The sequence below is a fragment of the Streptomyces sp. NPDC127177 genome (assembly GCF_042672475.1).
In the GTDB taxonomy this organism is placed as follows: domain Bacteria; phylum Actinomycetota; class Actinomycetes; order Streptomycetales; family Streptomycetaceae; genus Streptomyces.
The window spans coordinates 61578-82949 of sequence record NZ_JBHXUW010000006.1; the positions used below are offsets into that span (position 1 = coordinate 61578).

At 69.8% G+C, this 21372-nt stretch carries 18 protein-coding genes; 17 read left to right on the top strand and 1 reads right to left on the bottom strand.

What is annotated here, in order from left to right; all coding sequences use genetic code 11:
* The first annotated feature begins 3 nt into the window (after nucleotides 1-3).
* The 12 genes from murF to ACFVJX_RS06540 all read left to right on the top strand — a co-directional run bounded on the left by murF (nucleotide 4) and on the right by ACFVJX_RS06540 (nucleotide 12669).
* Nucleotides 4-1410: a UDP-N-acetylmuramoyl-tripeptide--D-alanyl-D-alanine ligase gene (murF, locus tag ACFVJX_RS06485; protein WP_384136447.1), complete on the top strand. Its 1407-nt coding sequence runs from the start codon at nucleotides 4-6 to the stop codon at nucleotides 1408-1410.
* Entirely contained in the window at nucleotides 1407-2477 is a 1071-nt protein-coding gene (gene mraY / locus ACFVJX_RS06490) for a phospho-N-acetylmuramoyl-pentapeptide-transferase (RefSeq protein WP_123469991.1), read from the top strand. The genes murF and mraY overlap by 4 nt, the downstream gene beginning before the upstream one ends.
* A complete protein-coding gene (gene murD / locus ACFVJX_RS06495; RefSeq protein ID WP_384136450.1) occupies nucleotides 2459-3901 on the top strand; it encodes a UDP-N-acetylmuramoyl-L-alanine--D-glutamate ligase in 1443 nt (480 codons plus the stop codon). The genes mraY and murD overlap by 19 nt, the downstream gene beginning before the upstream one ends.
* 116 nt (nucleotides 3902-4017) lie before the next feature.
* Nucleotides 4018-5463 (top strand): putative lipid II flippase FtsW, encoded by a 1446-nt coding sequence (ftsW, locus tag ACFVJX_RS06500; protein WP_384136452.1) that lies wholly within the window; start codon nucleotides 4018-4020, stop codon nucleotides 5461-5463.
* 6 nt (nucleotides 5464-5469) lie between these two features.
* Nucleotides 5470-6564, top strand: coding sequence for an undecaprenyldiphospho-muramoylpentapeptide beta-N-acetylglucosaminyltransferase (gene murG, locus ACFVJX_RS06505; protein WP_384136454.1), 1095 nt, complete (start codon nucleotides 5470-5472; stop codon nucleotides 6562-6564).
* 50 nt (nucleotides 6565-6614) lie between these two features.
* Entirely contained in the window at nucleotides 6615-7409 is a 795-nt protein-coding gene (locus ACFVJX_RS06510; protein WP_384136456.1) for a cell division protein FtsQ/DivIB, read from the top strand.
* 276 nt (nucleotides 7410-7685) lie between these two features.
* Nucleotides 7686-8900, top strand: coding sequence for a cell division protein FtsZ (gene ftsZ / locus ACFVJX_RS06515; protein WP_384136458.1), 1215 nt, complete (start codon nucleotides 7686-7688; stop codon nucleotides 8898-8900).
* Nucleotides 8897-9655, top strand: a complete 759-nt coding sequence (gene pgeF, locus ACFVJX_RS06520; RefSeq protein ID WP_384136460.1) for a peptidoglycan editing factor PgeF — start codon at nucleotides 8897-8899, stop codon at nucleotides 9653-9655. Before ftsZ ends, pgeF begins: the two co-directional genes overlap by 4 nt.
* A 6-nt stretch (nucleotides 9656-9661) precedes the next feature.
* The gene (locus tag ACFVJX_RS06525) at nucleotides 9662-10381 is read left to right on the top strand and encodes a YggS family pyridoxal phosphate-dependent enzyme (RefSeq protein WP_384136461.1); all 720 of its coding nucleotides are present in this window, start codon (nucleotides 9662-9664) and stop codon (nucleotides 10379-10381) included.
* A gap of 125 nt (nucleotides 10382-10506) precedes the next feature.
* Nucleotides 10507-11118: a cell division protein SepF gene (locus ACFVJX_RS06530; RefSeq protein WP_384136462.1), complete on the top strand. Its 612-nt coding sequence runs from the start codon at nucleotides 10507-10509 to the stop codon at nucleotides 11116-11118.
* A gap of 71 nt (nucleotides 11119-11189) precedes the next feature.
* Nucleotides 11190-11474, top strand: coding sequence for a YggT family protein (locus ACFVJX_RS06535; RefSeq protein WP_024493384.1), 285 nt, complete (start codon nucleotides 11190-11192; stop codon nucleotides 11472-11474).
* Nucleotides 11475-11523: 49 nt separating this feature from the next.
* Nucleotides 11524-12669 (top strand): DivIVA domain-containing protein, encoded by a 1146-nt coding sequence (locus ACFVJX_RS06540; protein WP_384136464.1) that lies wholly within the window; start codon nucleotides 11524-11526, stop codon nucleotides 12667-12669.
* A gap of 348 nt (nucleotides 12670-13017) precedes the next feature.
* On the opposite strand, the gene ileS is transcribed toward ACFVJX_RS06540, so the two are convergent.
* Complete coding sequence (ileS, locus tag ACFVJX_RS06545) at nucleotides 13018-16164, bottom strand: isoleucine--tRNA ligase (RefSeq protein ID WP_384130368.1); 3147 nt, start codon at nucleotides 16162-16164, stop codon at nucleotides 13018-13020.
* A 572-nt stretch (nucleotides 16165-16736) separates the two neighbouring features.
* Here ileS and ACFVJX_RS06550 point away from each other — a divergent pair.
* The 5 genes from ACFVJX_RS06550 (at nucleotide 16737) to ACFVJX_RS06570 (ending at nucleotide 21352) form a co-directional block, all read left to right on the top strand.
* Entirely contained in the window at nucleotides 16737-17477 is a 741-nt protein-coding gene (locus tag ACFVJX_RS06550) for a TraR/DksA family transcriptional regulator (protein WP_384130371.1), read from the top strand.
* Between the two features lie 57 nt (nucleotides 17478-17534).
* Complete coding sequence (gene lspA / locus ACFVJX_RS06555; RefSeq protein WP_384130374.1) at nucleotides 17535-18185, top strand: signal peptidase II; 651 nt, start codon at nucleotides 17535-17537, stop codon at nucleotides 18183-18185.
* A 23-nt stretch (nucleotides 18186-18208) separates the two neighbouring features.
* Entirely contained in the window at nucleotides 18209-19150 is a 942-nt protein-coding gene (locus ACFVJX_RS06560; protein WP_384130377.1) for an RluA family pseudouridine synthase, read from the top strand.
* Nucleotides 19147-19635, top strand: coding sequence for a GNAT family N-acetyltransferase (locus ACFVJX_RS06565; RefSeq protein WP_384130379.1), 489 nt, complete (start codon nucleotides 19147-19149; stop codon nucleotides 19633-19635). Before ACFVJX_RS06560 ends, ACFVJX_RS06565 begins: the two co-directional genes overlap by 4 nt.
* Before the next feature lie 130 nt (nucleotides 19636-19765).
* Nucleotides 19766-21352 (top strand): Na+/H+ antiporter, encoded by a 1587-nt coding sequence (locus tag ACFVJX_RS06570; protein WP_384130382.1) that lies wholly within the window; start codon nucleotides 19766-19768, stop codon nucleotides 21350-21352.
* Nucleotides 21353-21372: the final 20 nt, after the last annotated feature.

Sequence of the window (21372 nt, forward strand, 5' to 3'; positions counted from 1 at the left end):
CAAGTGATCGCCCTTTCACTCGCCGAGATCGCCGAAATCGTCGGCGGGCAGTCGTACGACATACCGGATCCGGCAGCAACCGTCAGCGGGCCAGTCGTCATCGACTCCCGGGAGGTGAAGCAAGGCAGCCTCTTCGTCGCCTTCGCCGGCGAACGGGTCGACGGCCACGACTACGCGCGGCGCGCCGTCGAGGCGGGCGCGGCAGTCGTCCTGGCCGCCCGTCCCGTCGGGGTTCCCGCGATCGTCGTGGAGGACGTCGTGGCGGCGCTCGGCGCGCTCTCCCGCGCCGTCGTCGGGCGCCTGGGCACCACCGTGGTCGCCCTCACCGGATCCGCCGGCAAGACGTCCACCAAGGACCTGATCGCCCAGCTCCTGGAGCGCAAGGGCCCCACGGTGTACCCGGCGGGCAACCTCAACAACGAGATCGGTCTGCCGCTGACCGCTCTGCGCGCCACCGAGGAGACCCAGCACCTGGTCCTGGAAATGGGTGCCCGCTACATCGGCGACATCTGTTACCTCACCGGCCTCGTCCCGCCCCGGATCGGCCTCGTACTCAACGTCGGCACCGCCCACATCGGCGAGTTCGGCGGCCGCGAGCAGATCGCCCAGGCCAAGGGCGAGATGGTCGAGTCCCTCCCCGCGGAGGGTCTCGCCGTACTCAACGCCGACGATCCGCTCGTGCGCGCCATGACGTCCCGCACCAAGGCCCGGGTGCTGCTCTTCGGCGAAGCCGCGGATGCGGACGTACGGGGAGAGAACGTCCGGCTGACCGAGGACGGACGCCCCGCGTTCCGCCTCCACACACCCACCGGGTGCAGCGATGTGACCATGCGCCTGTACGGTGAGCACCACGTGTCGAACGCGCTCGCCGCGGCCGCCGTCGCCCATGAGTTGGGCCTGTCCGCAGACGAGATCGCCGAGGCGCTCTCCGAGGCGGGCACCCTCTCCCGCTGGCGCATGGAGGTCACCGAGCGTCCGGACGGCGTGACGTTCGTCAATGACGCCTACAACGCCAACCCCGAATCCATGAAGGCCGCGCTGCGCGCGCTGGCCGCCATGGGGAAGGGGCGTCGTACGTGGGCGGTGCTCGGCCAGATGGCCGAGCTCGGCGACGCCTCGCTCACCGAGCACGACGCGGTCGGACGGCTCGCCGTCCGGCTCAACGTCAGCAAGCTCGTCGCGGTCGGGGGCAGAGAAGCCTCCTGGCTGCAACTGGGCGCATACAACGAGGGTTCGTGGGGTGAGGAGTCGGTGCATGTGTCCGACGCACAGGCTGCCGTCGACCTGTTGCGCAGTGAACTGCGCCCGGGAGACGTCGTGCTGGTGAAGGCGTCCCGGTCGGTCGGCCTGGAGCAGGTCGTTACGGCACTGCTGGAGAACGCGACCGAGGGCGAGGTCGCCGGCCGATGAGGCAGATCCTCTTCGCGGGGGCCATCGGGCTCTTCCTGACCCTGGTCGGAACCCCGCTGCTGATCAAGCTGCTGGCCCGCAAGGGATACGGGCAGTTCATCCGGGACGACGGCCCGCGCAGCCACGGATCGAAGAAGGGCACGCCCACCATGGGCGGCATCGCCTTCATCCTGGCGACGATCATCGCGTACGTCCTGGCGAAGGTCATCACCGGCGAGGACATGCGCTTCTCCGGCGTGCTGGTCCTCTTCCTGATGGCGGGGATGGGACTCGTCGGGTTCCTCGACGACTACATCAAGATCGTCAAGCAGCGCTCACTGGGCCTGCGCGCCAAGGCGAAGATGGCAGGCCAGCTGATCGTGGGCATCGCCTTCGCGGTGCTCTCGCTCCAGTTCGCCGACGCCCGCGGCAACACCCCCGCCTCCACCAAGCTCTCGTTCGTCGAGGACTTCGGCTGGTCGATCGGCCCGGTGCTGTTCGTGGTCTGGGCGCTCTTCATGATTCTCGCCATGTCCAACGGCGTGAACCTGACGGACGGTCTGGACGGCCTCGCCACCGGTGCTTCGGTGATGGTCTTCGGCGCGTACACCTTCATCGGCCTCTGGCAGTTCCAGGAGTCCTGCGCCAACGCGGCCACCCTCACCAACCCGAGCGCCTGTTTCGAGGTACGAGATCCACTCGACCTCGCGGTCGTGGCCTCCGCGCTGATGGGCTCCTGCTTCGGCTTCCTGTGGTGGAACACCTCGCCCGCCAAGATCTTCATGGGCGACACCGGTTCGCTGGCCCTCGGCGGAGCCCTCGCCGGCCTGGCGATCTGCTCCCGCACCGAGTTCCTGATGGCGGTGCTCGGCGGCCTCTTCGTGATGATCACGATGTCCGTCGTCATCCAGGTCGGCTCGTTCAAGATGACCGGCAAGCGGGTGTTCCGGATGGCGCCGCTCCAGCACCACTTCGAACTCAAGGGGTGGTCCGAAGTCCTTGTCGTGGTCCGCTTCTGGATCATCCAGGGCATGTGCGTGATCGTCGGTCTCGGCCTCTTCTACGCAGGATGGGCAGCCAAGAAGTGAGCAACGTGGACTGGCAGGGCAAGCACGTCACGGTCGCCGGACTCGGGGTCTCCGGGATCCCGGCGGCCCGGGTGCTGCACGGTCTCGGCGCCGTCGTCACCGTCGTCAACGACGGCGACGACGAGCGCTCCCGCGCCCAGGCCGCGGAGCTGGAGGCGCAGGGCATCACCGTGCGCCTCGGCGACGGGGCCACCCTGCCGGATTCCACCGAGCTCATCGTCACCACCCCGGGCTGGCAGCCCGGCAAGCCACTGTTCGCCGCGGCCGCCGAGGCGGGCGTCCCCATCTGGGGTGACGTCGAACTCGCCTGGCGGCTGCGCGGACGGGACGGCAGGGAGCCGGCCCCCTGGCTCGCGGTCACCGGCACCAACGGCAAGACCACGACCGTACGGATGCTCGCCTCGATCCTGGAGGCGGCCGGACTGCGCACCGCCGCCGTCGGCAACATCGGCGTCTCCCTGCTGGACGCGGTCCTCGGCGACCAGGAGTACGACGTCCTCGCCGTCGAGCTCTCCAGCTACCAGCTGCACTGGTCGCCCTCGCTGCGGGCCCACTCCGCCGCCGTACTCAACCTGGCCCCCGACCACCTCGACTGGCACGGCTCCATGGAGGCGTACGTCGCCGACAAGGGCCGGATCTACGAGGGCAACACCGTCGCCTGCGTCTACAACGCCGCGGACGGTGCCACCGAGGACCTGGTGCGTGCGGCGGACGTCGAGGAGGGCTGCCGGGCGATCGGCTTCACCCTCTCCACTCCCGGGCCCTCGCAGCTCGGCGTCGTCGACGGAATCCTCGTCGACCGCGCCTTCGTGACGAACCGGCAGAAGCAGGCCCAGGAACTCGCCGAGGTCGCGGACGTCAACCCGCCCGCGCCGCACAACATCGCCAACGCGCTGGCGGCCGCCGCGCTGGCCCGCGCCTTCGGCGTCGAGCCCGCCGCCGTGCGGGACGGGCTGCGGGCCTTCCGCCCGGACCCCCACCGCATCGAGCACGTCGCGGACATCGACGAAGTCGCCTACATCGACGACTCCAAGGCCACCAACACCCACGCCGCCGAGGCCTCCCTGGCCTCCTACGAGCCGATCGTCTGGATCGCCGGGGGCCTGGCCAAGGGCGCCACCTTCGACGAGCTGGTGACCGGGTGCGCGAAGCGCCTGCGGGGTGTCGTACTGATGGGCGCGGACCGGGCCCTGATCCACGAAGCCCTCACGCGACACGCGCCCGAGGTCCCGGTGGTCGACCTCGACCGGACCGACACTGGGGCGATGTCCGAGGCGGTCCGCGAGGCGGCACGGCTCGCCAGGCCGGGAGACACCGTACTGATGGCCCCGGCCTGCGCCTCGATGGACATGTTCGTCAACTACAACAAGCGGGGCGAGGCCTTCGCGGACGCCGTCCGCGCACTCGCCGCCGAGAGCGCCTGACGGGCCCGGCCCCCACGCCGTACCGTCCCGGGGCAACCGGGCACGTACGGCTGTGCCGGGGGCCCGTGCCCTCGGCACCGAGGCCCCGGGCACGAGCAGTGGAGGGGACAGGGACCATGCCGGCCGAAGAGAGCTCTGCCGCACCCGGCAGGGGCCGCTCACGGGCGACCCCGGCGATCAGCCGGACGCTCCGCCCACCCCTTCTCGCGGCCGCGGGAGGCGGCCCCCTGCGATCGGGCCCCGCCCTGCGCGTCAGCTCCGCAGCGGGCTCCCGGCGGCCCCCGGCGGCCCGCTCCAGGACCACGGGCAGCCCCCGCACCCCTCGCGGCGGTGGGGTGCGGCGCCTCTACGAGCAGGCACGCCGGGCCTGGGACCGCCCGCTGACCGCGTACTACCTGATCCTGGGTGCCGGGCTGCTCATCACCGTGCTCGGTCTCGTGATGGTCTACTCCGCCTCGATGATCAAGGCGCTGGAACTCGACAAGCCGGGCACCTACTTCTTCCGCAAGCAGTTCCTGGCCGCCGTCATAGGGGCCGGGCTGATGGCCGTCGCCGCCCGGATGCCGGTCAAACTGCACCGGGCCCTGTCCTACCCGCTGTTGATGGGCGCCGTCTTCCTGATGGTGCTGGTCCAGGTGCCGGGGATAGGGATGTCGGTCAACGGCAACCGGAACTGGCTCTACCTGGGCGGCCCCTTCCAGCTCCAGCCCAGCGAGTTCGGCAAGCTCGCCCTCGTCCTGTGGGGGGCCGATCTGCTGGCCCGCAAACAGGACAAGCGACTGCTGACCCAGTGGAAGCACATGCTCGTGCCGCTCGTCCCGGTCGCCTTCATGCTGCTCGGGCTGATCATGCTCGGCGGTGACATGGGCACTGCGATCATTCTCACGGCCATCCTCTTCGGGCTGCTCTGGCTGGCAGGGGCACCCACCCGGCTGTTCGCCGGAGTGCTCGCCACCGCCGGGCTGATCGGCTTCGTGCTGATCAAGACCAGTCCGAACCGGATGTCCAGGCTCGACTGCATGGGCGCGAGCGAACCCGGACCGGGTGGTTCGTGCTGGCAGGCCGTACACGGTATCTACGCCCTTGCGTCCGGCGGCTGGTTCGGATCCGGACTCGGTGCGAGCGTGGAAAAATGGGGTCAACTCCCCGAGCCGCACACGGACTTCATCTTCGCCATCACCGGGGAGGAACTGGGGTTGGCGGGGACGCTGTCGGTACTCGCCCTCTTCGCGGCTCTAGGCTATGCGGGTATCCGCGTGGCCGGACGCACGGAGGACCCCTTCGTGAGGTATGCCGCGGGAGGTGTGACCACCTGGATCACGGCTCAGGCCGTGATCAACATCGGTGCGGTGCTCGGTCTGCTTCCGATCGCCGGCGTCCCGCTCCCGCTGTTCTCCTACGGAGGGTCGGCCCTGCTGCCGACCATGTTCGCAGTCGGGCTGCTCATCGCGTTCGCGCGGGAGGATCCCGCCGCGAAGGCGGCCCTGGCCATGCGGAGGCCCGGGGTGAGATGGAAGACGATGAGACGGCGCATCAAGAAGCGTCCGTCCGGAGAGCGGTGAATTTCGGTGCATGTCGTACTCGCCGGTGGGGGGACCGCCGGCCACATCGAGCCCGCGCTTGCCCTCGCGGACGCCCTGCGCAGGCAGGACCCGAGCGTGGGAATCACCGCTCTCGGCACGGAGCGCGGACTCGAGACAAGACTCGTACCCGAGCGGGGGTACGAACTCGCCCTGATCCCGGCCGTGCCGCTGCCGCGCAAGCCCACCCCCGAACTCATCACCGTCCCGGGAAGGCTGCGCGGCACCATCAAGGCCGCCGAGCAGATCCTGGAACGCACCAAGGCCGACTGCGTGGTCGGCTTCGGCGGTTACGTCGCGCTCCCCGGCTACCTCGCCGCCAAGCGAGCCGGGGTGCCGATCGTGGTCCACGAGGCCAACGCGAGGCCGGGCCTGGCCAACAAGATCGGTTCGCGGTACGCGCACGGGGTCGCCGTCTCCACCCCCGACAGCAAGCTCCGCGGTGCCCGCTACATCGGCATCCCGCTGCGCCGCACGATCGCCACCCTGGACCGGGCCCGGGTCCGTCCCGAGGCGCGCAACGCCTTCGGCCTCGACCCCAACCTGCCGACGCTGCTGGTCTCCGGCGGCTCGCAGGGCGCCCGCCACCTCAACGAGGTGGTCCAGCGGGTCGCTCCGCTGCTGCAGCGCTCCGGCATCCAGATCCTGCACGTGGTCGGCCCGAAGAACGAAATGCCGCGCGTGGACAACATGCCCGGGATGCCGCCCTACATCCCGGTACCGTACGTGGACCGGATGGACCTCGCGTACGCCGCGGCCGACATGATGCTCTGCCGCGCGGGCGCGATGACCGTCGCCGAACTCTCCGCCGTCGGGCTTCCCGCCGCCTACGTCCCGTTGCCCATCGGCAACGGCGAACAGCGGCTCAACGCCCAGCCGGTGGTCAACGCCGGCGGCGGTCTGCTGGTGGACGACGCGGCGCTCACCCCCGAGTGGGTCCAGGGCAACGTCCTTCCGGTCCTGTCGGATCCGCACCGACTGTACGAAATGTCCCGCGCGGCCGCCGAGTTCGGCCGCCGGGACGCCGACGACCTGCTGGTCGGCATGGTGTACGAGGCGATTGCCGCACGCCGAGGCGCGTGAGGCGGACGGGTCCGGGGGCGGCGCCCCCGGACCCGGCGTAAGGAGCGAGCGTGGCCGGACCGACGACCGCCCAGCGCGGTGCAGGGCAGCAGGAGGAGAAGCCGGACCGCCCGCCGCGCCCGGACGCCGGCGGGCGCCGGATGTCCCGGCGCAGACTGCTGGTCGTGATCGTCGCGGCCGTGCTGGTGCTCGGCTCCGGAGCCGTCTGGGCCCTCTACGGCTCTTCCTGGCTCCGCACCGAGAAGGTCCGGATCACCGGTGTCGACGTACTGTCACCGGCCGAGGTGGAGGCCGCGGCCGGGGTGCCGATGGGCTCCCCGCTGATTTCCGTGGACACGGACGCCATCGCCGGCCGGTTGCGCCAGAAGTTGCCTCGTATCGATTCGGTGGATGTCGTACGGTCATGGCCGCACGGCATCGGACTTAAGGTGACCGAACGGAAGCCGGTCCTTTTGGTGAAAAAGGGCGCAAAGTTCATTGAAGTGGATGCCAAAGGCGTGCGCTTCGCCACGGTGGACAAGGCGCCCGGACGCGTACCTCTGCTGGAATTGACGGCTGATCAGTCAGCGAGTCTGCGTCGTTTCGGCGGTGACCGGCTGGTGCGGGAAGCAGTTCGCGTCGCGGGTGATCTTCCGGGAACCATCTCCAGGGACACCCGGGTCGTGCGGGTCACCTCGTACGATTCGGTCTCGCTGGAACTCACCGGGGACCGTGAGGTGATCTGGGGGAGTGGTGAAGAAGGTGCGGTGAAGGCGAAAGTCCTCACCGCCCTCATGAAAGCCGCTCCCAAAGCGGGACACTTCGACGTGAGTGCACCCACCGCTCCTGCGGTGTCGCGTAGTTGACGCACATTCGGCCTGGCCAGCACCCTGGTTGGTCAGCGCTACGGGTGATCACATAGGGTGAAAAGAAAAACGGGAGGTTCGGCGTGTTCGTTGAACGTGCGCCACTTGTCGACTTAGTGTCCTGTTCGGAAGAGTCCATGAAGCAGACACACTGGTAACCCTAAACTTCAACGTTAGGGTTTGGGTCGGCGTTCGGACCGTCCCAATCGGCATCCGTCGTCGCGGCGGGACTACCGCCAAGCGACGACACGTAACTCGAGGCGAGAGGCCTTCGACGTGGCAGCACCGCAGAACTACCTCGCAGTCATCAAGGTCATCGGTGTCGGCGGCGGTGGTGTCAATGCCATCAACCGAATGATCGAGGTCGGTCTCAAGGGCGTCGAGTTCATCGCGATCAACACTGATGCGCAAGCCCTGTTGATGAGCGACGCCGACGTCAAGCTCGACGTCGGCCGTGAACTCACCCGTGGCCTCGGCGCCGGGGCGAACCCGGCCGTCGGTCGCAAGGCGGCAGAGGACCACCGTGAGGAGATCGAGGAGGTCCTCAAGGGGGCCGACATGGTCTTCGTCACCGCAGGCGAAGGCGGCGGCACCGGCACCGGTGGCGCACCCGTCGTCGCCAACATCGCGCGCTCGCTCGGCGCCCTGACGATCGGCGTGGTCACCCGCCCGTTCACCTTCGAGGGCAGGCGTCGCGCGAACCAGGCGGAGGACGGCATCGCCGAACTCCGCGAAGAGGTCGACACCCTCATCGTCATTCCCAACGACCGACTGCTGTCCATCTCGGACCGCCAGGTCAGCGTGCTCGACGCGTTCAAGTCGGCCGACCAGGTGCTGCTCTCGGGTGTCCAGGGCATCACCGACCTCATCACCACCCCGGGTCTGATCAACCTCGACTTCGCCGACGTCAAGTCGGTCATGTCCGAGGCCGGATCGGCGCTCATGGGTATCGGCTCGGCGCGCGGCGACGACCGCGCGGTGGCCGCCGCGGAGATGGCGATCTCCTCGCCCCTCCTGGAGGCGTCCATCGACGGCGCCCGCGGTGTCCTGCTCTCCATCTCCGGCGGCAGCGACCTCGGTCTCTTCGAGATCAACGAGGCCGCCCAACTGGTCAGTGAGGCGGCGCACCCCGAGGCGAACATCATCTTCGGCGCGGTCATCGACGACGCGCTGGGCGACGAGGTGCGGGTCACCGTGATCGCCGCGGGCTTCGACGGCGGACAGCCGCCGACCCGTCGCGAGAACGTCCTGGGCGCGAACTCCGCCAAGCGCGAGGAGCCGGCCACGCCGGTCCGGACCACCGAGCCCGTGCGCCAGACGAGCGGACTCGGTTCGGTTCCCCCGCGTGAGGAGACCCCGGCCCAGGCCGAGCCGGTGCCGGCGGCCAACGAGAGCCACCTCCCGCCGGTCGCTCCGCCGCACGTCCCGCCGGCCCGTCCCTACCAGGACTCCCAGGCCGAAGAGCTGGATGTTCCGGACTTCTTGAAGTGATAGGTCCGCAACACGCAGTGAGTTCAACGGATTCGGTTTCTTCCGGGGGCGGCGCCCACTTCTCCTTCACCGACAGGTGGGGAGGGGTGAGCGCCGCCCCGTATGCGGAGCTCAACCTCGGCGGCGCGGTCGGTGACGACCCCGCCGCCGTTCTCGCCAACCGTGAGCGCGCCGCCCGCGGCTGTGGACTCGATCCGGCGCAGGTCGTCTGGATGAACCAGGTCCACGGCCGGGACGTCGCCGTGGTCGAAGGCCCCTGGGGCGAAGACCCGGCGATTCCCGCCGTGGACGCGCTGGTGACCGCGCGGCGCGGACTCCCGCTCGCCGTCCTCACCGCGGACTGCACCCCTGTACTGCTCGCCGATCCGGTCGCCGGAATCGTCGCAGCCGCACATGCGGGCCGTCCGGGTCTGGTCGCCGGAGTCGTGCCGGCCGCCGTCGAGGCCATGATCCGGCTCGGCGCGGACACCTCCCGGATCATCGCCCGGACCGGGCCGGCCGTCTGCGGACGGTGTTACGAGGTCCCGGCCCGGATGCGGGACGAGGTCGCCGCGAGCGTCCCCGCCTCCTGGTCCGAGACCAGCTGGGGGACCCCGGCGGTGGATGTCACCGCCGGAGTCCACGCCCAGCTCGATGCCCTCGGGGTCACAGACCGGCACATGTCGCCCGTCTGCACCCTCGAATCGGGCGACCACTTCTCGTACCGACGCGACCGCACCACGGGGCGGCTCGCCGGATATGTCTGGTTGGACTGATAGGGCATGACGGACCGTAAGCATCAACTCGCCGCGAATCTCGCACAGGTGGAGGAACGCATTGCTTCCGCCTGCGCTTCCGCCGGTCGCAAGCGGGAAGAAGTGACCCTCATCGTGGTCACCAAGACCTACCCCGCGAGCGATGTGCGGATCCTGCACGAACTCGGCGTCCGTCAAGTCGCGGAGAATCGCGACCAGGACGCGGCACCCAAAGCCGCCACATGTGCTGATCTGTCCCTTACCTGGCACTTTGTCGGTCAACTGCAGACGAATAAGGTTCGCTCTGTGGTGAGTTATGCCGATGTCGTGCAGTCGGTGGACCGTGTCAAGCTGGTGACCGCACTCTCGGCGGCGGCGAGCCGCGAGGGGCGTGAGCTCGGATGTCTCATCCAGGTCGCGCTCGACGCGGAGAGCGGTGAACGGGGGGAGCGCGGCGGCGTCGCACCGGACGGGGTCGAGGAGTTGGCCGCGGCGGTCGAATCGGCCCCCGGACTGACTCCGGCCGGTCTGATGACCGTCGCTCCGCTCGCCGGACCGTTCGCCGGAAGGCAACGGGCGGCGTTCGACCGGCTGATGGAAATCTCATCCCGGCTGCGCGGGAACCATCCGGCTGCGAACATGGTCTCTGCGGGGATGAGTGCGGACCTCGAGGACGCGGTCGCGGCCGGAGCGACACATGTGCGCGTCGGTACTGCGGTACTCGGAGTCCGACCCGGGCTCGGGTAACGTCGCCAAGCAAGTCGGACCACAGCAGAAAATATGGTCATTACCGCCCATGGCGGGTAGGCCACAGTGGATCGCGGGCACTTGGTGACAGATGCCGATCCACCACAGAGCGGAGGACTCAGAGCATGGCCGGCGCGATGCGCAAGATGGCGGTCTACCTCGGCCTCGTGGAGGACGATGGGTACGACGGCCCGGGGTTCGACCCCGACGACGAATTCGAACCCGAGCCGGAGCCGGAGCGGGACCGCCGCCGGCACCAGCCCGCGCATCAGGTGGAGCGGGAGCGGGACGAACCGGTACGAGTGGTGCAGCCTCCGGCGCAGCGGGAGCCGGTCCAGATCCCGGCGGATCGGGAGCGACCCGCCCGGATCGCCCCCGTGGCATCCATCACACCTGAACGCTCGAACTTGGAGAAGAACGCACCGGTGGTCATGCCCAAGGTTGTGTCCGAGCGGGAGCCCTACCGCATCACCACGTTGCACCCCAGGACCTACAACGAGGCCCGTACCATCGGGGAACACTTCCGTGAGGGCACCCCGGTGATCATGAATCTCACGGAGATGGACGACACGGACGCGAAGCGACTTGTCGACTTTGCCGCGGGACTTGTCTTCGGTCTCCATGGCAGCATTGAACGAGTGACGCAGAAGGTGTTCCTGTTGTCGCCTGCTAACGTCGATGTCACGGCGGAGGACAAGGCCCGCATCGCAGAGGGCGGATTCTTCAACCAGAGCTGAGAACACGACACGGGAACCACCCGGCCGAGAGGCCGGAGCTACGAGAGCCAGGGGAGAGGGAAGCGCGAGAGATGGGCGTCGCACAAAGTGTTGTCTACATCGCGTTGATGTGTTTCCTCATCGTGCTGATCTTCCGGCTGGTCATGGACTACGTCTTCCAGTTCGCACGTTCATGGCAGCCGGGCAAGCCGATGGTGGTCGTACTCGAGACCACTTACACAGTCACCGATCCACCGCTCAAGCTCCTGCGGCGATTCATCCCGCCGCTGCGTCTCGGGGGCGTGGCACTCGACCTGTCCTTCTTCGTTCTGATGATCATCGTTTCCATCCTGATCAGCGTCGTGATCAGGTTGTGAGCGATACGGTCTTGCCGACTGCCGACGACTACGTAGAGGTGAAGAAGAGATGCCGCTGACCCCCGAGGACGTGCGGAACAAGCAGTTCACGACGGTCCGCCTCCGAGAAGGCTATGACGAGGACGAGGTTGACGCCTTCCTCGACGAGGTCGAATCGGAGCTGACCCGCCTGCTCCGTGAGAACGAGGACCTGCGCGCCAAGCTGGCCGCCGCCACGCGTGCCGCCGCGCAGAACCAGCAGCAGCAAGGTATGCGCAAGCCGGAGCAGCAGGACCGGCCCGGCGCACCGGTGCCCGCCGCCATATCTGGTCCGCCGGTCCAGCAGCAGCCCCCGCAGATGGGTCCGCCCCAGCTGCCCGGAGGAGCTCCTCAGCTGCCGGCCGGTCCCAGCGGTCACGGCCCCCAGGGCCCGCACGGCCCCGGTCCGCAGGGCCCGCACGGCCCCGGCCCGATGCAGGGCGGTCCCATGGGCGGCCCGATGGGCGGCCCCATGGGCGGTCACAACCCCCAGCAGCAGCAGATGCAGCAGATGCAGCAGCAGCAGCAGCCGCCGCAGATGCAGCAGCAGGGTCCCGGTGGCGACAGCGCCGCCCGTGTGCTGTCCCTGGCGCAGCAGACCGCCGACCAGGCGATCGCGGAGGCCCGTTCCGAGGCCAACAAGATCGTCGGCGAGGCGCGCAGCCGTGCCGAGGGCCTGGAGCGCGACGCGCGTGCCAAGGCGGACGCGCTCGAGCGGGACGCGCAGGAGAAGCACCGCGTGGCGATGGGCTCGCTGGAGTCGGCCCGCGCGACGCTGGAGCGCAAGGTCGAGGACCTGCGTGGCTTCGAGCGCGAGTACCGGACCCGTCTGAAGTCCTACCTGGAGAGCCAGCTGCGTCAGCTGGAGACCCAGGCGGACGACTCGCTCGCCCCGCCGCGGACCCCGGCGACCGCTTCGCTGCCGCCGTCGCCCTCGCTGGCTCCGGCCGGTGCGGGTGCCATGGGCCACACCATGGGCGGCAACCACGGCGGTCACGGCAACCAGCAGATGGGCGGCAACCCGTCCATGGGCGGTGGCCCCTCGTACGGTGGCCAGCAGCAGATGTCACCGGCGATGACCCAGCCGATGGCGCCGGTGCGGCCGCAGGCGCCGCAGCCGATGCAGCAGGCGCCTTCGCCGATGCGCGGGTTCCTGATCGACGAGGACGACAACTGAGCGGCAGGCGCGCGATGAGCGCGTAGCCGTCGGCAGGCTGAGGGCCGGGCCCCGGGGTTTCCCCGGGGCCCGGCCCTTTGCCGTGGCCGGTGCGTGTGCCCTCTCGGGGCTCCGTCTGCGTCGCATCCCGGGGGCTCCCCCCCCGGACCCCCGTTCCTCAATCGCGTGAGGGGCTGGGTGGGTGGTGCCTTCGCGGGGCTGGGTGGTGCTCCGAGGGGGCTGGATGGTGCCTTGGCGGGGCGGGCCCCGGGTTCGGGAAGGGGCCGGGAGGGCTGTGGAGGGGTGTGGAGGGGCGCAAAGGGGAAGGGCCCGGCCGGAGGGTTCCGGCCGGGCCCTTCAGGGGGCGGGTCAGCTCGTTTTGCGGAGGCGGAACGTCAGGGACAGCCCCTCGTCCTCGAACGGCTCGCCGTAAGCCGCCTCCCCCTCGCCCTGCGCGTAGTCCAGGGCGAGGACCTCGTCCGCGATCAGTGACGCGTGCTCGGTCAGCGCCTCCGCCGTCGCCGGCGACGTGGACGTCCAGCGGACGGCGATGCGGTCCGCCACGTCCAGGCCGCTGTTCTTGCGGGCCTCCTGGATCAGGCGGATCGCGTCACGGGCCAGGCCCGCCCGCCGCAGCTCCGGAGTGATCTCCAGGTCCAGTGCGACCGTGGCGCCCGAGTCGGACGCGACCGACCAGCCCTCGCGCGGGGTCTCGGTGATGATCACCTCGTCGGGGGAGAGGGTGACCGTCTCGCCGTCGACCTCCACCGACGCCGTGCCCTCGCGCAGGGCGAGGGAGAGAGCCGCCGCGTCCGCGTTCGCGACGGCCTTGGCCACCGCCTGGACGCCCTTGCCGAACCGCTTGCCCAGCGCCCGGAAGTTCGCCTTCGCCGTCGTGTCGACCAGCGAACCGCCCACTTCGGACAGCGCGGCCACCGAGGAGACGTTCAGCTCCTCGGTGATCTGGGCGTGCAGCTCGGGGGAGAGGCTCTCGAAGCCCGAGACCGCGACCAGGGCCCGGGACAGCGGCTGACGGGTCTTGACGCCCGACTCGGCACGGGTGGCCCGGCCCAGCTCGACCAGCCGGCGGACCAGCGCCATCTGCGTGGACAGGGCCGGGTCGACCGCCGACAGGTCGGCCTTCGGCCAGGACGACAGGTGAACCGACTCGGGCACGTCCGTGACGACCGGCACGATCAGGTCCTGCCAGACCCGCTCGGTGATGAACGGGGTCAGCGGGGCCAGCAGCCGGGTGACCGTCTCGATCACCTCGTGCAGGGTGCGCAGCGCCGCCTTGTCGCCCTGCCAGAAGCGGCGACGGGAGCGGCGTACGTACCAGTTGGACAGATCGTCGACGAACGCCGAGAGGAGCTTGCCGGCGCGCTGGGTGTCGTAGCCCTCCAGCGCCTGGGTGACCTGGTCGACCAGCGCGTTCAGCTCGCTGAGCAGCCAGCGGTCCAGGACCGTGCGGTCGGCCGGGGCCGGATCGGCCGCCGACGGCGCCCAGTTCGACGTACGGGCGTACAGGGCCTGGAAGGCCACCGTGTTCCAGTACGTGAGGAGCGTCTTGCGGACGACCTCCTGGATCGTGCCGTGGCCGACGCGGCGTGCCGCCCACGGGGAGCCGCCCGCCGCCATGAACCAGCGGACCGCGTCGGCGCCGTGCTGGTCCATGAGCGGGATCGGTTCGAGGGTGTTGCCCAGGTGCTTGGACATCTTCCGGCCGTCCTCGGCGAGGATGTGGCCGAGGCACACGACGTTCTCGTAACTGGACTTGTCGAAGACGAGCGTGCCGATCGCCATCAGCGTGTAGAACCAGCCGCGTGTCTGGTCGATCGCCTCCGAGATGAACTGCGCCGGGTAGCGGCTCTCGAAGATCTCCTTGTTCTTGTGCGGGTAGCCCCACTGCGCGAACGGCATCGAACCCGAGTCGTACCAGGCGTCGATGACCTCCGGGACGCGGTAGGCCTCCAGCTGGCAGCTCTCGTGGGAGCAGGTGAACGTGATCTCGTCGATGAACGGCCGGTGCGGGTCGAGCCCGGAGAGGTCGGTGCCGGTGAGCTCGCTCAGCTCGGCGCGCGAGCCGACGCAGGTGAGGTGGTCGTCCTCGCAGCGCCAGATCGGCAGCGGGGTTCCCCAGTAGCGGTTACGGGACAGCGCCCAGTCGATGTTGTTGTTCAGCCAGTCGCCGTACCGGCCGTTCTTGACCGAGTCGGGGAACCAGTTGGTCTTCTGGTTCTCCTCCAGGAGGCGGTCCTTGACCTCGGTCGTGCGGATGTACCAGGACGGCTGCGCGTAGTACAGCAGGGCGGTGTGGCAGCGCCAGCAGTGCGGGTAGCTGTGCTCGTACGGGACGTGCCGGAAGAGCAGACCGCGGTCCGAGAGGTCCTCGGTGAGCGCCTCGTCGGCCTTCTTGAAGAAGACACCGCCGACCAGCGGGACGTCCTCCTCGAAGGTGCCGTCGGGACGGACCGGGTTCACCACCGGCAGGCCGTAGGCCCTGCAGACCAGGAGGTCGTCGGCGCCGAAGGCGGGGGACTGGTGGACCAGCCCCGTACCGTCCTCGGTCGTCACGTACTCGGCGTTGACGACGTAGTGCGCGGGCGCGGGGAAGTCCACCAGCGCGAACGGGCGCTCGTACGTCCAGCGCTCCATCTCGCGGCCGGTGAACGACTGCCCGGTGAGTTCCCAGCCCTCGCCCAGCGCCTTCTCGACGAGCGGCCTGGCGACGACGAGCTTCTCCTCGCCGTTCGTCGCCACGACGTACTCGACCTCGGGGTGCGCGGCGACGGCCGTGTTGGACACCAGGGTCCAGGGGGTCGTCGTCCAGACCAGGAGCGCGGCCTCACCGGCCAGCGGGCCGGAGGTGAGCGGGAAGCGCACGAAGACCGACGGGTCGACGACCGTCTCGTACCCCTGGGCCAGCTCGTGGTCCGAGAGGCCGGTGCCGCAGCGCGGGCACCAGGGGGCGACGCGGTGGTCCTGGACCAGCAGGTCCTTGTTGAAGATCTCCTTCAGCGACCACCACACGGACTCGACGTACTCGGGGTCCATCGTGCGGTACGCGTCGTCGAGGTCGACCCAGTAGCCCATCCGGGTCGTGAGGTCGGCGAAGGCGTCGGTGTGCCGGGTCACCGACTCCCGGCACTTGGCGTTGAACTCGGCGATGCCGTACGCCTCGATGTCCTTCTTGCCGTTGAAGCCCAGCTCCTTCTCGACCGCGAGCTCGACCGGCAGACCGTGACAGTCCCAGCCGGCCTTGCGGCCGACGTGGTAGCCCTGCATGGTGCGGAAGCGCGGGAAGACGTCCTTGAAGACGCGGGCCTCGATGTGGTGGGCGCCGGGCATGCCGTTGGCGGTCGGCGGGCCCTCGTAGAAGACCCACTCCGGGCGGCCGTCGGACTGTTCGAGGGTCTTGGCGAACACCTTGTTCTCGCGCCAGAAGTCGAGCACTGCGTGCTCCAGCGCGGGCAGGTCGACCTGGGCGGGTACCTGGCGGTACAGCGGCGATGTCATGTGCGGGCTTCCTCCGGCGGACGTGTTCCACTTCCGTCGGAGGGACGAGAACCTCTCGGCTCCCGCGGTACCACCCTCCTTGGCCCCGGGTGTGTGCCCGTGGCCCCCTCATTGGGGTGCGATGCCGGCTCTACTCGCCTTGCGTCCGTGGGCGGACCCCACTGTCCAAGGCTTTCTTCCGGCAGCTCCGGGTGATCTTCACGACGCGCTCGCCCCCGGGCTTCCACCGTCCCCGGGTCGCTCCTGGCTGCGTACGACGCTACTCGTCCCATCCATGCCTCTCGCTGGGCCCAGTGTACGGGCCCGGGGCCGCGTCGGCCGACCGGTTTGGGGGCGGGCCCGGCCTGACCCGAATGGCCAGACGCGGCGTACGGAGTCCCGGCGCGGCCGTGCGGGGGAGCGGAAGGCGGATTACCCGGCGGGGAGCTGGGCACAACGGTTTCAGGCGCACTGTGATCCGGACACGGGGAGGGGCGATTCGGCGGCGTGCCCCGTTGCCGCGCGGCTGGGGTCGACTTATCGTCCCAGCACGACTCGCGAGCAAGATCACAATGTGTGAAGGGGCCGCGGCCATGGTGGCGAAGAAGACCGCCGCAAAGAAGACGGCGTCAGCGCAATCCACGGGCACGGCGGCCGAGGAGAAGACGACGAGGAAGGCTGCCGAGAAGGCGGCGACCAAGAAAACGGCGACCAGTAAGGCGGCGGCCAGGAAGGCCGCCCCGAAGAAGACCGCAGCCGGGAAGTCCACGGCCGAGAAGGCTTCGAAGAAGGCCGCCACGGCGGCCACGGGGGCGGCCGAGGCCGCCGAGCAGACGGGAGACCACACGGTGGTAGCCAAGAAGAGCGCGGCCAGGACCCGGCCGGCCGGCCGGAGCGCGGCACCCGTGCCCCCGGCCCGCGCCGTCGCGACCACGCCCGGGGAGCTGGCCGTACGTCCGGGCGAGGATCCCTGGACGCCGGAGGAGGTCGAGGCCGCGCGGTCCGAGCTGACCGGCGAGATCACCCGGCTGCGCAATGAGCTGGAGACCTCGGGCGCGGCACTGGCCGGTCTGATGCGGGACTCCGGGGACGGGGCGGGTGACGACGAGGCGGACACCGGCACCAAGAACATCACCCGCGAACACGAGATGTCGCTCGCCGCGCACGCCCAGGAGACGCTGGAACAGACCGAGCGGGCGCTCGCCCGCCTCGAAGCGGGGACGTACGGACTCTGCGAGATCTGCGGCAATCCGATCGGCAAGGCGCGGATGCAGGCCTTCCCCCGGGCCACCCTCTGCGTCGAGGACAAACAGAAGCAGGAGCGACGCGGCTGATCGCCACCGGTGTGTCGTACCCTCGTCCTCAGTCGGGAACTAGGTTGAGGGACTCACGTGGCAGAGGCGGAGCGCATCATCGGTACGCCGGACATCCCTGAGGCTGAGGGACACGACGGAGCCGAGCCGGGGCGGAGCGACGGGGCCGGCGACCCGGACCAGCAGGTCGCGGACACCGTCGACCAGGACGGGGAGGCGGCGGTCGACCGGTCGCCGGCCAGGCGCCGGCGCCGGATCATCCTGCTCTTCTGCGTCGCCGTGCTCGCGTACCTGCTCGACCTGGGCAGCAAGATGCTCGTGGTGGCGAAGCTGGAGCACCAGGAGCCGATCGAGATCTTCGGCGACTGGCTCAGGCTCGACGCGATCCGTAACGCGGGGGCCGCGTTCGGCCTGGGCGAGGCCTTCACGATCATCTTCACCATCATCGCGGCGACCGTCATCGTGGTGATCGCCCGGCTGGCGCGCAAGCTCTACAGCCTGCCGTGGGCCATCGCGCTGGGGCTGCTGCTCGGCGGTGCGCTGGGCAACCTCACCGACCGCGTCTTCCGGGCGCCGGGCGTCTTCGAGGGCGCGGTGGTGGACTTCATCGCCCCCGCCCACTTCGCCGTCTTCAACCTGGCCGACTCCGCGATCGTCTGCGGCGGCATCCTGATCGTGATCCTCTCCTTCAAGGGTCTGGACCCCGACGGCACCGTGCACAAGGACTAGGGACGGCAAGGCATACTCGACAGGTGAGTACGCATCCCGAGATCCGAACCCTGCCCGTACCCGATGGCCTGGAAGGCGAGCGTGTGGACGCCGCCATTTCCCGCATGTTCGGTTTCTCCCGCACCAAGGCCGCTGAGCTGGCCGCCGCCGGGAAGGTGCAGGTGGACGGTTCGGTTGTCGGGAAGTCCGAACGGGTGCGGGGCGGCGCCTGGCTGGAAGTGGAGATGCCGCAGGCTCCCGCGCCCGTCCAGATCGTCGCCGAGCCCGTCGAGGGCATGGAGATCGTCCACGACGACGACGACATCGTCGTGATCATGAAACCGGTCGGCGTCGCCGCTCACCCGAGCCCCGGCTGGACCGGCACCACCGTCATCGGCGGCCTCGCGGCAGCCGGGTACCGGATCTCCACCTCGGGCGCCGCCGAGCGCCAGGGCATCGTGCACCGGCTCGACGTCGGCACCTCGGGGCTGATGGTCGTCGCCAAGTCCGAGCGCGCCTACACCCTGCTGAAGGCCCAGTTCCGGGACCGGATCGTCGAGAAGAAGTACCACGCGCTGGTCCAGGGGCACCCGGACCCGATGAGCGGCACCATCGACGCCCCCATCGGCCGCCACCCCACCCACGACTACAAGTGGGCGGTCGTCGCCGAGGGCAAGCCGTCGGTCACGCACTACGACCTCATCGAGGCGTACCGCGCCGCCAGCCTCCTGGACATCAAGCTGGAGACCGGCCGTACGCACCAGATCCGGGTGCACATGTCCGCCCACCGCCACCCCTGCGTCGGCGACCTGACCTACGGTGCCGACCCGACGATGGCCAAGCGGCTCGGCCTGACCCGGCAGTGGCTGCACGCCGTCCGGCTCGGCTTCGAGCACCCCTCCGACGGCCGCTGGGTGGAGTTCTCCAGCACCTACCCCGACGACCTCCAGCAGGCCCTCGACCGGATCGCGGCGGAGAGCGAATGACCGGCACACCTGACTCGTACACCACCCGCACCGTCACCGGCGATGAGGACCGCGCCGCCTGCTTCCAGGTGCGCAAGGACGTCTTCGTCGGTGAGCAGAACGTGCCCGAGGAGATCGAGTACGACGCCTACGACGCGGACGCGGTGCATGTCATCGCCGTCGCGGCGGACGGTACGGCGCTCGGTACCGGACGGCTGCTGCACGGCCCCGGCACGGAGGCGAAGACCGGCGGTGACCTCGGGGTCGGCTCGCTGGGCCGGCTCGCGGTGACCCGGCAGGCGCGCGGCCTCGGGGTCGGCGCGGCGCTGGTGCGGGCCATCGAGGACGCGGGCCGTGACCTCGGCCTGGCCGCCGTCGACCTGCACGCCCAGACGCACGCGCTCGGCTTCTACGAACGGCTCGGCTACGAGGCCTACGGCCCCGAGTTCCCCGACGCGGGCATCCCGCACCGGGCGATGCGCCGCGCGCTGGACACGCCCTCGTAGGTGCCCGCGGGGTGGTCACCGCCGTTGCGGCGGAGGGGGTGTTGTCGGGATTGCGGCCCCTGCATGGCAGGCTGGAGCTCCGTATCGGCCGATCACCGAGGCCGGCTCGCCGCGCTCCGGAAGGCACCTCGTGGACCAAATGGCCCTGTTGCTCCTGCTGTTGCTCGGAGCGGTGGTCACTGTGCCACTCGGGGACAAGCTGGGGCTCCCCGCGCCGGTACTGATGACGCTCGCGGGCGTCGGGATGGCCTTCCTCAGCTTCGTACCGAATGTGGACATCCCGCCGGAGATCATTCTTCCCGCGCTGCTCCCGCCGCTGCTCTACGCCTCCGTGCAACGCACGTCCTGGCGGCAGTTCGCCGCCAACAAGCGGCCGATCTTCCTGCTGGCCGTGGCGCTCGTCTTCCTGACGACGGCGGCCGTGGCCGCGGTCGCCAACGCGATCGTCCCCGGTCTGCCCATCGCCGCCGCCGTCGCGCTGGGCGCGCTCGTCGCACCCCCCGACCCGGTCGCGGCGACCGCCGTCGCGGGTTCGGTCGGGCTGCCCCGCAGGCTCGTCTCCATCCTGGAGGGCGAGGGCCTGTTCAACGACGTGACCGCGATCGTGCTCTACCACGTGGCGATCGCCGCCGCGGTGAGCGGCACCTTCTCGCTCCCGGAGGCGTTCGGACTCCTGATCCTCTCCGCCGTCGTCGCGGTGGCCGTGGGCCTCGCGCTCGGCTGGCTCACCATCAAACTCATGGGCCTGCTCGGTGACGCCACCCTCCAGGTCGGGCTCACCCTGCTGGTGCCGTTCGTCAGCTACGTACTCGCCGAGGAGCTGATGGGCTCCGGCGTGCTCGCCGTCCTGACCACCGCCCTCTTCCTCGCCGAGCACACCGCCGACGCCGACGACGTGCTCGGCCGGCTCACCGGCCGCACCTTCTGGGAGATCGTCGACACCCTCGTCACCGGTGTGGCCTTCGGACTGATCGGCCTCGAACTGCACAACGTCTTCGGCACCGCCGACGGGCGCGAACTGGAGATGGCCGGCTGGGCGCTGGCCGTCGTCGTGGTCGTCGTCGGCGTCCGGCTGCTCTATCTGCTGCCGGCGACCTGGCTGGCCAAGCGGCTGCACACCCGCCGCGACGTCAGCGAGGAGATCCCCACCGGCTGGCGGGAGACCGTCGTCATGTGGTGGGCCGGGATGCGCGGGGTGGCGTCCGTCGCGCTGGCCCTTGCCATTCCGCTGAAGACGGACGACGGAAAACCCTTCCCGGGCCGCGACGAGATCGTCTTCATCGCCTTCGCCGTGATCATGGTCACCCTGGTCTTCCAGGGGCTGACGCTGCCCTGGCTGGTGCGCAAGCTGCGGGTCAAGGCGGACACCGACGCCGAGGAGGCGCTGGAGAAGGACCTCGCTGTCAGGGCCGCGAAGGCCGCCAAACAGCGGCTCAAGGAGATCCAGGAGGTCGAGGAGTTCCCCGAGGACGTCATGGAGCGCCTCCAGCGGATGGCCTACGACGTGGGGGCCAGGATCAGCCCCGACATGGTCGACGACGAGCGGCGCGAGGCGTACGCGAAGCGCACCGAGCGGTTCAAGGCGATCAGCCGCATCCAGCGCGAGATGATGTCGGCCGCCCGCCACGCGGTGCTCGCCGCGCGCAGCGAGGCGGGCGCCGACCCCGAGATCGTCGACCGGGTGCTGCGACAGCTGGACGTACGCAGCCTGCGCTGACCCCGCACCCGGCGGGCCGG

Coding starts and splice junctions, on each gene's coding strand:
- ACFVJX_RS06565 (WP_384130379.1), top strand. CDS start 19,147: ATGACCGGCACACCTGACTCGTACACCACCCGCACCGTCACCGGCGAT.
- ACFVJX_RS06550 (WP_384130371.1), top strand. CDS start 16,737: ATGGTGGCGAAGAAGACCGCCGCAAAGAAGACGGCGTCAGCGCAATCC.
- ftsW (WP_384136452.1), top strand. CDS start 4,018: ATGCCGGCCGAAGAGAGCTCTGCCGCACCCGGCAGGGGCCGCTCACGG.
- murD (WP_384136450.1), top strand. CDS start 2,459: ATGGGCAGCCAAGAAGTGAGCAACGTGGACTGGCAGGGCAAGCACGTC.
- mraY (WP_123469991.1), top strand. CDS start 1,407: ATGAGGCAGATCCTCTTCGCGGGGGCCATCGGGCTCTTCCTGACCCTG.
- ACFVJX_RS06535 (WP_024493384.1), top strand. CDS start 11,190: ATGGGCGTCGCACAAAGTGTTGTCTACATCGCGTTGATGTGTTTCCTC.
- ileS (WP_384130368.1), bottom strand. CDS start 16,164: ATGACATCGCCGCTGTACCGCCAGGTACCCGCCCAGGTCGACCTGCCC.
- ACFVJX_RS06525 (WP_384136461.1), top strand. CDS start 9,662: ATGACGGACCGTAAGCATCAACTCGCCGCGAATCTCGCACAGGTGGAG.
- ACFVJX_RS06530 (WP_384136462.1), top strand. CDS start 10,507: ATGGCCGGCGCGATGCGCAAGATGGCGGTCTACCTCGGCCTCGTGGAG.
- ACFVJX_RS06540 (WP_384136464.1), top strand. CDS start 11,524: ATGCCGCTGACCCCCGAGGACGTGCGGAACAAGCAGTTCACGACGGTC.